Source organism: Maribacter spongiicola (assembly GCF_004364165.1).
In the GTDB taxonomy this organism is placed as follows: Bacteria; Bacteroidota; Bacteroidia; order Flavobacteriales; family Flavobacteriaceae; genus Maribacter; species Maribacter spongiicola.
Window position 1 is genome coordinate 132,424 of record NZ_SOAY01000015.1, and the last position, 13,302, is coordinate 145,725.

The window sequence follows — 13,302 nt, forward strand, 5'->3', positions numbered from 1 at the left end:
GCACTGATTTTTAATTTTTACTCAACTCTTGTATTTTCTTTAAAGCCACTAGTCCGTGTCCACCTAACAAAGACTCCTTGGCTTTTTCAAAACCTTCTAATGGTGTTAGGTTGTTTACTGTCGCAATTGCAATACCAGCATTGGCACACACAACATTATTTTGTGGCTCGGTACCTCTGCCTTGCAAAACATTAAGGAAAATTTGAGCAGAAGTATCAATGGAATCTCCGCCAACGATATCAGTTTGCTTAATTTGATTCACACCAAAATCAGATGGTTTTAGCATGCTTTCCGTATGGTTGGAAATTGTTTTGGTGCTTCCCGTTAAAGAAATTTCATCATAACCATCTAAAGCATGTAACACCGTAAAATTCTTATCGGTTTTCTGATATAAATATCCGTACATCCGCGCAAGCTCTAAGTTGAAAACACCAACCATTTGATTCTTAGGAAAGGCAGGATTCACCATAGGACCTAACATATTAAAGAATGTTTTTACCCCCAAATCTTTACGAATAGGAGCTACATTTTTCATTGCAGGGTGAAATAGGGGAGCGTGCAATACACAAATGCCTGCTTCATCGATACATTTTTCTAGGAAGCCAGCGTCGTTACTGAACTTTATACCTAGAAATTCCATGACATTACTACTACCGCATTTAGAAGATACTCCGTAGTTACCATGTTTTGTAACTTTTACTCCCGCACCTGCGGTAACGAAAGAAGCTAAAGTTGAAATGTTAAAGGTGTCTTTGCCATCACCACCAGTACCGCAAAGATCAATAGGGTTATACGCTGATAAATTTACAGCCAAACATAGATCTAACAATGCATCTCTAAATCCCTCTAACTCTTCAATAGTAATGCTACGCATCATGTATACGGTTAAAAATGCCGCAATCTGACTCGTGTTATAATCACCTTTTGCAATATTCACCAAAATGCGTTTCGCATCCTCTTTGGAAAGTATTTCGTGATTTATAAGTTTATTTAATGTCTCTTTCATTTTCTTAAATAGTATTAAGTAGTTAGTATAGAGTACATAGAAGTCTTTATTATCTTACTACTTTGTACTTCATACTCTTTACTATGCTTCAGTATTTAACCAGTTCTCTAGCATCTTTTTTCCTTGTGGAGTAAGCACGGATTCCGGGTGAAATTGTACTGCTCGAACATCGTAAGTTTTATGACGAAGCGACATAATTTGTCCGTTTTCATCTAAAGAAGTAGCTTCTAAAACCTCTGGTAAATCAGTATTCACCACCCAAGAGTGATATCTACCTACTTCAATTTCTTTAGGCAGTCCTTCAAAAATCACATCCTCCTTTGTGATTTTTATTTTAGTTGCAATACCATGGTACACTTCATCTAAATTAATTAGCGAGCCACCAAAAACTTCGGCAATAGCCTGCTGCCCTAAACAAACACCGAATATACTTTTAGTAGGTGCATATTTTTCGATGATTTGTTTTAATAATCCCGCTTCATCAGGAATACCAGGACCTGGAGAAAGTACAATTTTATCAAAAGCATCAACCTCTTCTAGCGTAAGTTGGTCATTACGTTTTACAATAACCTGACAACCTAATTCCTCTAAATAATGCACTAGGTTATAAGTGAAACTATCGTAATTATCTATAACTAAAACGGTAGCCCCACCTAACCTCCCCAAAGGGGAGGAATTTTGTTGCTCTTCAATTTTTATATTTTTACTCATAATATCATTTTAAAGCCCCTCCTTTGGAGGGGTTGGGGGAGGCTTTTTATATATCTTCAGCTATTTCTAATGCCTTGGTCAAAGCGCCTAGTTTGTTATATGTTTCTTGCAGTTCGTTTTCTGGATTTGATGCAGCGACCAATCCGGCGCCAGCCTGATAATGTAGTTTATGATTTTTACTTAGAAAAGTTCTGATCATAATGGCATGGTTGAAATTTCCTGAGAAATCCATGAACCCAATAGCGCCACCATAATATCCGCGACTTGTTTTTTCATATTTTTCAATAAGCTGCATTGCCATATGTTTCGGCGCACCACTTAATGTACCGGCGGGGAACGTATCTGCTACCACTTTCATGGTAGGTATATCACTTTTTTTCATTCCGGTAACCTTAGATACGAGGTGAATAACATGAGAGAAAAATTGTACTTCTCTATAGTTTTCAACTTTGACCACATTACCATTTCTACTAAGGTCGTTACGGGCAAGATCTACTAACATAACGTGCTCACTGTTTTCCTTATCGTCGGTCTTTAGTTCTTTTGCAAGTTGCGCATCTTGTTCATCATTACCGGTTCTTTTAAAAGTACCGGCAATAGGGTGAATTTCAGCTTTACCTTCGCTAACGATCAGTTGCGCTTCTGGAGAACTACCGAATATTTTAAAATCTCCATAATCGAAATAGAATAAATATGGTGAGGGATTTACAGAACGTAACGCTCTATACACATTAAATTCATCACCTTTAAAACCTTGAGAAAAACGACGGCTTAGCACCAATTGAAAAACATCACCTCGTTGACAATGCTTTTTAGCTAAAGCAACCTGTACTCTATATTCTTCATCTTCTAAATTAGATGCTCTTTCACCTTCTATTTTAAAATTATAGGTAGCAAAATTTCTAATACTTAACAGTTGCTCTAATTCAGGGATATTATTCTCAGTTTTATAACAGTGCGCAAAAAGATAAGCTTCATTTTTATAATGGTTTATGGCAATGATGTTTTGATATACGGCATAATAAATATCAGGAATATGAACCGAGTCATCTTTAACCGATATATCTACATCTTCAAAGTAACGCACCGCGTCGTAAGCCATATAGCCGAAGAGACCATTATTTATAAATTTAAAGTCGTTAGAATCTGCCTTGAACGTTTTACTGAACGTATCAATAACAGCAACAACATTAGTATCTGTAGTAATTTGAGTCTCTTCAATGGTACCATCAGGAAACTGCTTTGTAATAATTTCATTTTCTACTTTAATAGATGCAATAGGGTTGCAGCAGATGTATGAAAAGCTATTATTATTGGCATGATAGTCACTACTCTCTAATAAAATACTATTTGGAAAGCGGTCTCGAATTTTCAAATAAACGCTCACCGGCGTCATGGTATCGGCAAGAATTTTTTTATGATATGTCTTAAATTGATAGGTCATAGGTACATTTATAAAATAAAGAAGGCTTGTCGTGATGACAAGCCTTTATATAGTTTTACTACAATGATGCTTTGCTCACGATGTTTTTCGTAAGTTGTTCCACCACCAAGTATTTGCTATTAAATTTTTCATTGAGCATCAAATATAAAGAGGAAATTTAAACTATCAAACTTTACCTAGTCAAAAATAAAAATCCCTTTGAAATATATCAAAGGGATTTTAAATTGTTGTAATTCGATTCTTTTAGAAAAGTTTATAGTGCTAAGTCTACTACTAAATCAAAATCATCATAGATAGCTTTATCTCCTAAATCATCAAAAAAGCTTCCTGAACCATATTTAATATCAAATTTAGTTCTATCAACTTTCATGGTAGCGGTAGCTTTATTTTCAAACATAGATACTACTAGAGTTACTGGTTTGGTAATACCTTTTATAGTTAAATCTCCCGTCACTGTGTATGAGTTATCGTTCATTGCTTTAACAGAAGTAAAAACCAATTTAGAAGTTGGGTTGCTTTCAACGCCAAAGAAATCAGCAGACTGTAAGTGACCTTCTAACTTTTCTTTTCCTTGACCTGCTTCTAAGTCAGTACAAGTAATTGAAGTCATATCAATTACAAATTCACCACCGGTCAATTTTTTACCGTTCATTTCTAGGTGTCCTGATTTAAGATTAATGCTACCATCATGAGATCCGGTAACCTTGTAACCTTTCCAAGTAACAGTGCTCTCGCTAACTTTAATTTCTTTTTTCTCACCATCAATTGGTGTAGAGGCTGCAGCGCTAAATCCGAAAAGAGCTACGAATGCTAAACTTAATAATGATTTTTTCATGTTTCTAATTTTAAATGATTGTGTTTAATTTATATATGTGTAATAATTTGTTCCTTAGAATATCTAACCTTAGGATAATTTTGGGTATCATCTTCAGCAGATCTATAACCCACAGCTAAAACTACGGCAGCATTTAAACCTTTGTCGGTAAGACCTAAAATTTCATTGTACTTAGCTTTGTCAAAACCTTCCATAGGGCAGGTATCAATTTCCATTTCAGCGGCTATTGTCATTAAATTACCTAATACGATATAGGCTTGGTTAGATGTCCAAGTGTTTTTGTGTGCATCAGGCAGACCTAAAAGGCTAGATTTCATAGTTTGCGAAAAACCTTCAAGATTTTCTTTAGATATTCCTCTAATTTTCATGATGTTGTCAATATAATCATCAATCATAGTAGCGTCAAAAGTAGGCTTATTGGCTAAAACTATAACATATGATGCATCTGTTATTTGAGATTGATCATATGAAGCAGCTCTTAGTTTTACTTTTTTATCGGCGTCTTCAATAACGTAAATTTCATAGGGCTGTAAACCATATGAAGAAGCTGTTAAATTAGCAGCGTCTAATAATATTTCTAAATTCTTTTTGCTCACTTTTTTTGAGCTATCGAATTTTTTTGTGGCATAACGCCAGTTTAATTTATCTAAAACTTTATCCATTATTTTTAATTAAAATTTATTTAATAATTCATTCAGTTCATGCAATTCGGTTTCGGCAAAGTTTTCAAGTATTCTTTTCTCTGCTTCAAAAAGTATTCCATCAATTTTATTCAGCGCATTCAAGCCCCCTTCGGTGATAACTATTTCAACCTTTCTTCTATTTTTTAAACATATAGTTCTATTGACAAAATCTTTTAAAATTAACTTATCGACCAAACGAGTAGTGTTACTCATTTTGGTAACCATGCGTTCATTAATAGTAGAAAGATTAGCAGGTTTGCCATTTTGGCCCCTTAAAATTCTTAAAACATTAAACTGTTGAATAGAAACATCAAAAGGTTTAAGTACCGTTGCTATCTCTTCTTCAATTTTATTTGTAACCAAAGCCATATGAATAAGTGTCCGTTTTTCTAACGGCATTGTCTGGTTTGTTTGTATAATCTCTTCTACATTCATGTCGATACAATAATTGTATATACAAATGTAGTTTTATTGTTTATATTTTATATAGTTGGAAGATTAAATTTTTGTTAAAACTATGTAAGAGATTTAGATAAAGAAAAATCGATTATTTTTACCGTATATAATTTATACTATGGCAGATTTATCACAACAAGATTGGGAAGCGCAATTAGAGAAAGATACTAATGCAATAATTCTCGATGTAAGAACAGAAGAAGAAATAGAAGAAGGTAGAATTCCGAATTCTATAAATATTGATATTTATAAAGGTCAGGAGTTTGTTGAAGAACTAGAGAAACTTGACAAGACAAAAAATTATTACGTGTATTGCAGGTCTGGTGCAAGAAGCGGACAAGCTTGTGCTATAATGAATAGCTTAGGTTTTGATAAAGCCTATAACCTTCAAGGTGGGTTCATGAACTGGGAAGGAGAAACCGAATAATTTTATTTCTTTCAGAAAATAGACTCGCTTAACGGCGGGTTTTTTATTTTTATAAAATGAAGGAAGATTTGCTTCATTTTATATGGAAGTATAAAAAGTATCCCATTAACGGGCTCATTTCTACAATGGGTGAAGCGGTACGTGTTTTGGCTACAGGTACCCATAACCATTTAAGTGGACCAGATTTCTTTAATGCTCAAGTAGAGCTCAATGGTCAATTATGGGCAGGTAATGTTGAGATTCATATAAAATCATCAGATTGGTATGCTCATAAACACCAAGAAGACGCTAATTATGACAATGTAATATTACATGTTGTTTGGGAAGATGATGTATCTGTATTTAGAAAAGATGGTAGTGAAATTGCAACTCTGTCACTTCAAAAATACATACCCTTGAGCATGCTAGAAACCTATCAACAACTTTTTGATAGTAAAAATTACAAGTTCATAAATTGTGAAAGAGAATTTATTGGTGTAGATCAATTTACTAAAAATAACTGGCTAGATCGCTTGTTTGTTGAGCGTTTAGAGCAGAAATCTATTTTTGTAATCCACTTGCTAGAACATACAAAGAATGATTGGGAACAGGTTTTGTTTTTAATGTTATTAAAAACTTTTGGTTCTAAAATTAATGGTGAGATCTTCGTTGAAATTGGAAAATCTATTAATTTCTCTATTATTAGAAAATTATACAAAAAGCAATTAGAATTGTCAAGTCTACTATTTGGACAAGCAAATTTGTTAAAAGGAATACATGAAGAAGATCATTATTATAAAGACCTTTTAAGAGAGTATACTTTTTTAAAACACAAGTTTACATTGGTATCCGTATTTAAGTCTCCAGAATTTTTCAGACTTAGACCGCCAAATTTCCCAACCATACGTTTAGCACAATTAAGCGCTATATATGCCGAAAATAATAATTTGTTTCATGCGTTGATTGAAAATGAAACACCCAACTTTTCTGAAATATTAAATGTAGAAACGGCAGATTATTGGGATACGCATTTTAATTTTGGGAAGATTTCAAAAAAGAGCAAAAAGAGATTGACCGATTCGTTTTTGAACTTACTATTGATTAATACAATCATTCCTTTGAAATTTACATATCAACGCTATAAGGGTAATGTTGATTATGAAGCATTATTTAAAATGATGTCTATAGTAAAAAAAGAAGAAAACAGTATAATTGGTAACTTTGAGAAACTAGGGGCTCCTATAGATAATGCCAAAGATTCTCAAACCTATTTACAGTTATATAATAATTACTGTAAAAAAGACAAATGTTTAGATTGTGCTGTAGGGGCATCTTTAATGAATTTAAAAGTCTAATTTTATCACCCATGAACATATTCTATACAACACTACATTATTTTCAGAAACGAGGATTTGAGGTTTGTGGTAGAATTGCCGAACGTATGGGTATAAGGGCAAGGGTAGTTAGAACCTCTTTCATTTATCTCACATTTGTAACTGTTGGTTTTGGTTTTGCCCTGTATTTATTTTTAGCATTTTGGTTAAGAATAAAAGATTTGATTTACACAAAACGAAATTCTGTTTTTGATTTATAAAATATGATGCAATTATTTCGGTCTAAAATTTACTTGGCATTGACCTTAATGCTAATGGTTTTGGCTTTTGGTGTGCTTGGGTATAGATTTGTTGCAGACTACTCTTGGGTCGATGCACTTTATATGACCATAATAACGGTTACCACTGTAGGCTTTTCAGAAGTAAGGCCAATGGGGCCAGAAGGCAAGATATTTACTATAATTCTTATTGTTACAAGCGTATTTATAGTTGGTTTCGCTATATCTATAGTTACCGAATACCTACTCTCCAGAAATTCAGTAGAACTGCTAAAAAAGAAGAAAATGAAGAATGCCATTGCAAATTTAAATCAGCATGTAATCGTTTGCGGCTTTGGTCGAAATGGTATGCAAGCGGCTGAGCGGTTAAAAGCTTACAAGCGACCTTTTGTTGTTATAGAGAAGGATAAAGAGGTGATAGAAAGATATGAGGATGATATTCTTTTTATTGAAGGCGATGCCAATGATGACGATGTTTTATTAGAGGCTTGTATTGGGAAGGCGCAATATTTAATAGCGACATTGCCAGATGATGCTGCCAACTTGTTTGTAGTACTTTCAGCGCGACAATTAAAAAAGAGTCTTTTTATTATCAGTCGTGCATCTTTGGTCAATTCACAAAAAAAACTAATCTTAGCAGGTGCCGATAAGGTAATTATGCCAGATAAAATTGGTGGCGATCATATGGCGTCATTGGTAGTTATGCCAGATCTTATAACTTTTATGGACAAGCTTTCTGTGGAAGGTGAGCATACCACTAATTTAGAAGAGGTAGCAATTGAAGATTTTGCCAATCAGATTGATTGTAATTCGTTGAGAGATTTAGATTTACGTAGAAAAACAGGATGTACAATAATAGGATACATTTCTCCGGATGGTAATTATATAATAAATCCGGAAGCAGACATGAAACTTCAGCCTAAAAGTAAGGTCATTGTTTTAGGTAGACCAGAGCAAATAAAGAAATTGAATGAAATGTTCAATATAGAATAATAATCTTTCTATCGTTTATATTTGATTGCATCCATTATTTTTATGATATTGCTAGACTAACTGACTAATTCAAAATAAATTTTAACTTATGAAGTCTAAACTTCTAACTCTGTTTACTTTTTTATTTCCTATTTTAATTTTTTCTCAAGAACAAGGATTGGATCAACAAATTGATCAAGCTTTCAAGCCAATTTCAGATTTCTTCTCGGCGGTGATATTTTTTAATATCTGGCATGATCCAGATATTCCTTTCGTATTGGTTTTATTGGTGGGTAGTGCACTGTTTTTTACTTTATATTTTGGCTTTCCGAATATTCGATTTTTCGGTAAGGCAATAAATACAGTTCGTGGAAAATATGAGGATATTGAAAAACATGGTGCAAAAGAATTATACGGAGAGGATGGTATTGCTCAAGGTCAAGATTTAACCAATGTAGATATTGAAGACCATCTTGTTAGCTTAGAAAGTGATCTTGCTGTTGATGGTGATATTATTGACACGATTAGGGATGAGAGTTCAGATGGTGAGGTAAGCCATTTTCAAGCTTTGGCAACTGCGGTTTCAGGTACTGTAGGTAATGGTAATATAGCAGGTGTTGCATTGGCAATAGCTCTAGGTGGTCCTGGCGCAACGTTTTGGATGATTATTTGTGGGCTTTTGGGTATGTCAACAAAATTTGTTGAATGTACACTAGGGGTGCAGTATAGAGATGTAGGTGAAGATGGTACTGTCTATGGCGGGCCTATGTACTACATAAGTAAAGGTCTAAAAGAAAGAGGTTTTAAAACCCTAGGTAAAGTAGCTGCTGCAATTTTCGCAATTTTCTGTATAGGTGGTTCTTTCGGTGGTGGTAATGCAGCACAATCTAATCAAGCTACTATTGTAATAAAAGAACTTTTTAATTGGCAGAGTACGGCGGCAGGTGCAATAGTTGGTCTTGTTTTGGCTATACTAGTTGGTGTTATTATCATTGGCGGTATTAAACGTATTGCTCAAGTAACGGAAAAAGTGGTTCCATTTATGGCTGTGATGTATGTTGTTGCTTGCTTGTACATCATAATAAGTAATTATGCATTAGTAGATGACGCTATAGCCTTAATCGTAGATGAGGCATTTAAGCCAACTGCAATAGGTGTAGGTAGTCTTATCGGTGTGCTTTTGGTAGGATTTAAAAGAGCGGCATTTTCAAATGAAGCAGGTGCTGGTTCTGCATCGATCGCGCATTCAGCTGTTAGAACTAAATATTCAGCTTCAGAAGGTTTAGTGGCATTGTTAGAACCATTTATAGATACGGTAGTTATATGTTCAATGACTGCTATTGTAATCATCATCTTTAACTTTGGTGGTGCTTTTACTTACGGTGGTGATGGTACGGGTTCTGTATTAATTGATGGTGTTCCTTACGAAGGTGCAGGTATTACGGCTGTGGCATTTGCTGAATATATTCCTTATTCAAATGTATTTTTAACTATCGCAGTGGTATTATTTGCTGTATCAACAATGATATCGTGGTCTTATTACGGATTACAATCTTGGAAATATTTATTCGGACGTGGTAAAACGGCTGATATGGTTTATAAATTATTGTTCTGTACGTTTATCGTTATAGGTGCTGCGGCAAGTATGAAATCTATTTGGGATTTCTCCGATGCAATGATATTCGCTATGGTATTCCCGAACATGGTAGGTTTGTTCTTTTTATTCCCTGTAGTGAAAAAGCAATTGAACAGATACTTAGATGCTATTAAGCTCAAGTATGACGCTATAGAAGATTAAGTCATTAGTATGAATTTATTTAAATCCCACTTCAAGTTCAATAAACAAGAACGAAGTGGGATTTTCTTTTTGTTATTTTTCTTGATTATCATTCAATTGGGGTATTATTTATATCAGTCCAATTCTGTTGATCAATCATATTCTTTGGTTTTAGAACAAGCGATACAGACTAAAATTGATTCATTAAAAACAGTAGCTTCTAAGAAAGATTCGGTAAAGGTATACCCCTTCAATCCGAATTTCATTACAGATTTTAAAGGGTACACATTAGGTATGTCGGTTGATGAAATAGATCGGTTGCATGAATTTAGAAAGAAGGATGAGTTTGTAAATTCTGCTATAGAATTTCAGAATGTGACAAAAGTCTCCGATTCTTTGTTGAGCAGTATTTCTAAATACTTCAAATTTCCAGAATGGACTCAAAATACAAACCGTAAGAGTCCTAAATATAAGAACGCATACACAAGTAAACCTATAGATAAAAAAGTCGTTTATAAAGATTTAAATACAGCTACTGCAGAAGAGTTACAGCGAATTAATGGTATAGGGGTCAAATTATCGGCAAGAATTATAAAATTTAGAGACCGCTTAGGCGGATTTTTAATTGACGATCAGTTGTTTGATGTTTATGGTCTAGAGGAAGAAGTTGTAAATAAAGCATTGAAGGAATTTAAGGTGATAAGTAAGCCAAATATTACTAAAATAAATGTAAATACGGCAACAGTTGAAGAACTAGCTAAATTGATATATCTGCAAAAACACGTAGCTCAGGGCATAGTAAATTATCGTAATCTCAACGGAAGTATTAAATCTTTGAACGAATTATTAAAAATAGAAGAATTTCCGTCAGAACGAATTGATAGAATTACTTTATATTTGTCGTTATAAAAAAAACGCTATGCAAAGTATGTACTTCACCGAAGAACATCAACTATTTAGGGCCAGCCTAAAAGATTTTTTACAGAAAGAAGTTGTTCCTTATATCGATAAATGGGAAGAAACTGGAACCATAGAAAGGTTCATCTGGAAGAAATTTGGTGATATGGGCTATTTTGGTCTGGCAACTCCTGAAGAAGATGGTGGTCTTGGTCTTGATCTTTTTTATACAATTATCTTTTTAGAAGAATTGCAAAAAGTAAATTCTAGCGGATTTGCTGCTGCAATGTGGGCTCACGCATATTTGGCGATGACTCACCTAAATAAAGAAGCAGATTCTTTTTTAAAGGAAAAATATTTACGCCCTAGTGTAGATGGCGATAAAATTGGGTGTCTTTGTATATCTGAACCTTTTGGTGGTAGTGATGTGGCCGCAATGAGAACAACTGCGATTAAGCAAGGTGATCATTATGTGTTGAACGGATCTAAAACTTTTATTACCAATGGGGTCTATGCCGATTATATGATCGTTGCGGCAAAAACAAGTCCTGATTTAGGGCATAAGGGCATCAGTATTTTTACTGTAGATCGCAATAGTGTAGGGGTAACGGCTAACAAATTAAATAAATTAGGTTGGCGAGCTTCGGACACTGCAGAATTAGCATTCGATAATGTCAAAATACCTGTAGAGAATCTAATGGGTGTTGAAAACATGGGATTTTCTTATATAATGGAGCATTTTGCATTAGAAAGATTAATTATGGGTGTTAACGCTCATGCACGTTCGGAACATGCTTTAGACTATGCTTTAAATTACATGTCAGAAAGAGAAGCTTTTGGCAAATCTATTAACCAATTTCAAGCATTACGACATAGGGTGGTAGATCTACATGCCGATATAGACATGTGTAAAGAATATAATTATTCTGTTGCCTATAGACTTGATAAAGGTCAATATGTGGTTAAAGAAGCCACCATTTCTAAATTAAAATCTACAAAAGTGGCTGATGAGGTCGCTTACGAATGTTTGCAGTTTTTAGGTGGTTATGGTTATATTGAAGATTACCCTATGGCACGTAATTTTAGAGATAGTAGATTAGGGCCTATAGGTGGTGGAACCTCAGAAATATTAAGAGAGATTATTTCTAAAATCATTATCGATAAGAAAGAATATAAGCCAGCTACAGTATAGTTATCTAAATTAAAATTTTAAAAATCAGTTTAAAGGTTGTCTGTTTCAATATAGTTGTTATATTTGCAGCCTTAATCACAAAAGAGAGGAGGTTTAGCCCATGTTAATAATACCAGTAAAAGAAGGAGAAAACATCGATAGAGCTTTAAAGCGTTTCAAACGTAAGTTCGATAAGACAGGTACAATGAGACAGTTACGTAAGCGTCAACAGTTCAATAAGCCATCAGTTGTTCGTAGAGCACAAATACAAAAAGCAGAATATATTCAAGGTCTAAGAGATCAAGAGGAAGTTTAGACTTTGTACTAGAAAATAGAAAATCCCGCAAATTGCGGGATTTTTTTTGCTCAAAATTCAACTGACTTAAAACTTTAATACCTTTAGGTTATGTTTTTAGTAGAATTTATTTCATATCTCGCTTTAGAAAAAAATTATTCAGCGCATACAACCAATGCGTATGAAAAGGATATTTCTGAGTTTAGCTTGTTTTGTAGGTCTAATTATGAAATAGAGGACATAGATGCCATAGCGTATAATATCGTTCGTTTTTGGATCGTAGAATTATCTGAAAGAAAAATTGATAATCGCTCTATCAATAGAAAAATAGCATCATTAAAGGCGTATTATAAATTTCTTCAAAAAATAGGGCAATCAGATATTAATCCTCTAAACAAGCATAAAGCATTAAAAACGGCCAAGAAAGTTGAAATTCCTTTTTCCGAGACCGAAATGGAAAATGTATTAACGCAAATTGAATATTCCGATGACTTTGAGGGTGTTAGAGATGAGTTGTTGATACATGTATTGTATGTTACAGGTATGCGTAGGGCAGAGGTAATAGCATTGAAAGTAAACGATGTTGATTTTGAAACCATGACAATAAAGGTTTTAGGTAAACGTAATAAAGAGCGAATATTACCGATGTTAGTTGAAACCAAAGATAAATTTAAAGATTATCTCATTAGACGAGATGAGTTGAATGACTTAGTTGATGAAAGAATAATGTTCTTGACTAAATCAGGCAATAAATTGTACGAAACACTTGTTTATAGATTAATAAAAAAGTATTTTAGAGAGGTTTCCTCGAAGGTAAAGATTAGTCCGCATATTCTAAGGCATACCTTTGCTACACATCTTTTGAATAAGGGTGCAGATTTGAATGCTGTGAAAGAGTTGTTGGGTCATTCTAGTTTGGCTTCTACCCAGGTGTATACACATAATAGTATAGCTGAGTTAAAGAAAGTTCATGCAAAGGCACATCCAAGAGGGAGTAAATAATTTTTGTATAATCAGGCTCATTTTTAATAAGCCAT

15 protein-coding genes are annotated in these 13,302 nt (G+C 33.9%); 9 read left to right on the forward strand and 6 right to left on the reverse strand.

Annotated features, from left to right (window positions below; translation table 11 throughout):
- Positions 1–10 precede the first annotated feature (10 nt).
- From trpD to CLV90_RS17530, 6 genes are all read right to left on the reverse strand, one after another.
- Positions 11–1,006: an anthranilate phosphoribosyltransferase gene (gene trpD / locus CLV90_RS17505; RefSeq protein ID WP_133688810.1), complete on the reverse strand. Its 996-nt coding sequence runs from the start codon at positions 1,004–1,006 to the stop codon at positions 11–13.
- Between the two features lie 81 nt (positions 1,007–1,087).
- Entirely contained in the window at positions 1,088–1,717 is a 630-nt protein-coding gene (locus CLV90_RS17510) for an anthranilate synthase component II (protein WP_133688811.1), read from the reverse strand.
- A 46-nt stretch (positions 1,718–1,763) separates the two neighbouring features.
- Positions 1,764–3,161 carry an anthranilate synthase component I family protein gene (locus CLV90_RS17515; RefSeq protein WP_133688812.1) on the reverse strand — a complete coding sequence of 466 codons (1,398 nt, stop codon included), beginning with the start codon at positions 3,159–3,161 and terminating at the stop codon, positions 1,764–1,766.
- A gap of 253 nt (positions 3,162–3,414) precedes the next feature.
- A complete protein-coding gene (locus tag CLV90_RS17520) occupies positions 3,415–3,996 on the reverse strand; it encodes a YceI family protein (protein ID WP_208295142.1) in 582 nt (193 codons plus the stop codon).
- A 29-nt stretch (positions 3,997–4,025) separates the two neighbouring features.
- Complete coding sequence (locus CLV90_RS17525; protein ID WP_133688814.1) at positions 4,026–4,658, reverse strand: NAD(P)H-dependent oxidoreductase; 633 nt, start codon at positions 4,656–4,658, stop codon at positions 4,026–4,028.
- A 9-nt stretch (positions 4,659–4,667) separates the two neighbouring features.
- Positions 4,668–5,114, reverse strand: coding sequence for a MarR family winged helix-turn-helix transcriptional regulator (locus tag CLV90_RS17530; protein ID WP_133688815.1), 447 nt, complete (start codon positions 5,112–5,114; stop codon positions 4,668–4,670).
- 139 nt (positions 5,115–5,253) lie between these two features.
- Between CLV90_RS17530 and CLV90_RS17535 the strand changes: the two genes are divergently transcribed.
- The 9 genes from CLV90_RS17535 to CLV90_RS17575 all read left to right on the forward strand — a co-directional run bounded on the left by CLV90_RS17535 (position 5,254) and on the right by CLV90_RS17575 (position 13,267).
- Complete coding sequence (locus tag CLV90_RS17535; protein WP_133688816.1) at positions 5,254–5,562, forward strand: rhodanese-like domain-containing protein; 309 nt, start codon at positions 5,254–5,256, stop codon at positions 5,560–5,562.
- A gap of 56 nt (positions 5,563–5,618) precedes the next feature.
- Positions 5,619–6,896, forward strand: a complete 1,278-nt coding sequence (locus tag CLV90_RS17540; RefSeq protein ID WP_133688817.1) for a DUF2851 family protein — start codon at positions 5,619–5,621, stop codon at positions 6,894–6,896.
- A gap of 11 nt (positions 6,897–6,907) precedes the next feature.
- On the forward strand, positions 6,908–7,135 hold the full coding sequence (locus CLV90_RS17545) for a PspC domain-containing protein (protein ID WP_133688818.1): 228 nt from the start codon (positions 6,908–6,910) through the stop codon (positions 7,133–7,135).
- 3 nt (positions 7,136–7,138) lie between these two features.
- Positions 7,139–8,146, forward strand: a complete 1,008-nt coding sequence (locus tag CLV90_RS17550) for a potassium channel family protein (RefSeq protein ID WP_133688819.1) — start codon at positions 7,139–7,141, stop codon at positions 8,144–8,146.
- Between the two features lie 88 nt (positions 8,147–8,234).
- Positions 8,235–9,923 (forward strand): alanine/glycine:cation symporter family protein, encoded by a 1,689-nt coding sequence (locus CLV90_RS17555; protein ID WP_133688820.1) that lies wholly within the window; start codon positions 8,235–8,237, stop codon positions 9,921–9,923.
- 9 nt (positions 9,924–9,932) lie between these two features.
- A complete protein-coding gene (locus tag CLV90_RS17560; protein ID WP_133688821.1) occupies positions 9,933–10,811 on the forward strand; it encodes a ComEA family DNA-binding protein in 879 nt (292 codons plus the stop codon).
- A 10-nt stretch (positions 10,812–10,821) separates the two neighbouring features.
- Entirely contained in the window at positions 10,822–11,991 is a 1,170-nt protein-coding gene (locus CLV90_RS17565; protein ID WP_133688822.1) for an acyl-CoA dehydrogenase family protein, read from the forward strand.
- 100 nt (positions 11,992–12,091) lie between these two features.
- Positions 12,092–12,286, forward strand: a complete 195-nt coding sequence (gene rpsU, locus CLV90_RS17570; RefSeq protein WP_036155953.1) for a 30S ribosomal protein S21 — start codon at positions 12,092–12,094, stop codon at positions 12,284–12,286.
- Between the two features lie 90 nt (positions 12,287–12,376).
- Entirely contained in the window at positions 12,377–13,267 is an 891-nt protein-coding gene (locus CLV90_RS17575) for a tyrosine-type recombinase/integrase (protein ID WP_133688823.1), read from the forward strand.
- Positions 13,268–13,302: the final 35 nt, after the last annotated feature.

Excerpts from the sequence above, each read along its gene's own strand:
- CLV90_RS17560 (WP_133688821.1), top strand. The coding sequence starts at position 9,933 with ATGAATTTATTTAAATCCCACTTCAAGTTCAATAAACAAGAACGAAGT.
- CLV90_RS17515 (WP_133688812.1), bottom strand. The coding sequence starts at position 3,161 with ATGACCTATCAATTTAAGACATATCATAAAAAAATTCTTGCCGATACC.
- rpsU (WP_036155953.1), top strand. The coding sequence starts at position 12,092 with ATGTTAATAATACCAGTAAAAGAAGGAGAAAACATCGATAGAGCTTTA.
- CLV90_RS17555 (WP_133688820.1), top strand. The coding sequence starts at position 8,235 with ATGAAGTCTAAACTTCTAACTCTGTTTACTTTTTTATTTCCTATTTTA.
- CLV90_RS17575 (WP_133688823.1), top strand. The coding sequence starts at position 12,377 with ATGTTTTTAGTAGAATTTATTTCATATCTCGCTTTAGAAAAAAATTAT.
- CLV90_RS17550 (WP_133688819.1), top strand. The coding sequence starts at position 7,139 with ATGATGCAATTATTTCGGTCTAAAATTTACTTGGCATTGACCTTAATG.
- CLV90_RS17540 (WP_133688817.1), top strand. The coding sequence starts at position 5,619 with ATGAAGGAAGATTTGCTTCATTTTATATGGAAGTATAAAAAGTATCCC.
- trpD (WP_133688810.1), bottom strand. The coding sequence starts at position 1,006 with ATGAAAGAGACATTAAATAAACTTATAAATCACGAAATACTTTCCAAA.
- CLV90_RS17535 (WP_133688816.1), top strand. The coding sequence starts at position 5,254 with ATGGCAGATTTATCACAACAAGATTGGGAAGCGCAATTAGAGAAAGAT.
- CLV90_RS17525 (WP_133688814.1), bottom strand. The coding sequence starts at position 4,658 with ATGGATAAAGTTTTAGATAAATTAAACTGGCGTTATGCCACAAAAAAA.
- CLV90_RS17565 (WP_133688822.1), top strand. The coding sequence starts at position 10,822 with ATGCAAAGTATGTACTTCACCGAAGAACATCAACTATTTAGGGCCAGC.
- CLV90_RS17510 (WP_133688811.1), bottom strand. The coding sequence starts at position 1,717 with ATGAGTAAAAATATAAAAATTGAAGAGCAACAAAATTCCTCCCCTTTG.
- CLV90_RS17545 (WP_133688818.1), top strand. The coding sequence starts at position 6,908 with ATGAACATATTCTATACAACACTACATTATTTTCAGAAACGAGGATTT.
- CLV90_RS17520 (WP_208295142.1), bottom strand. The coding sequence starts at position 3,996 with ATGAAAAAATCATTATTAAGTTTAGCATTCGTAGCTCTTTTCGGATTT.
- CLV90_RS17530 (WP_133688815.1), bottom strand. The coding sequence starts at position 5,114 with ATGAATGTAGAAGAGATTATACAAACAAACCAGACAATGCCGTTAGAA.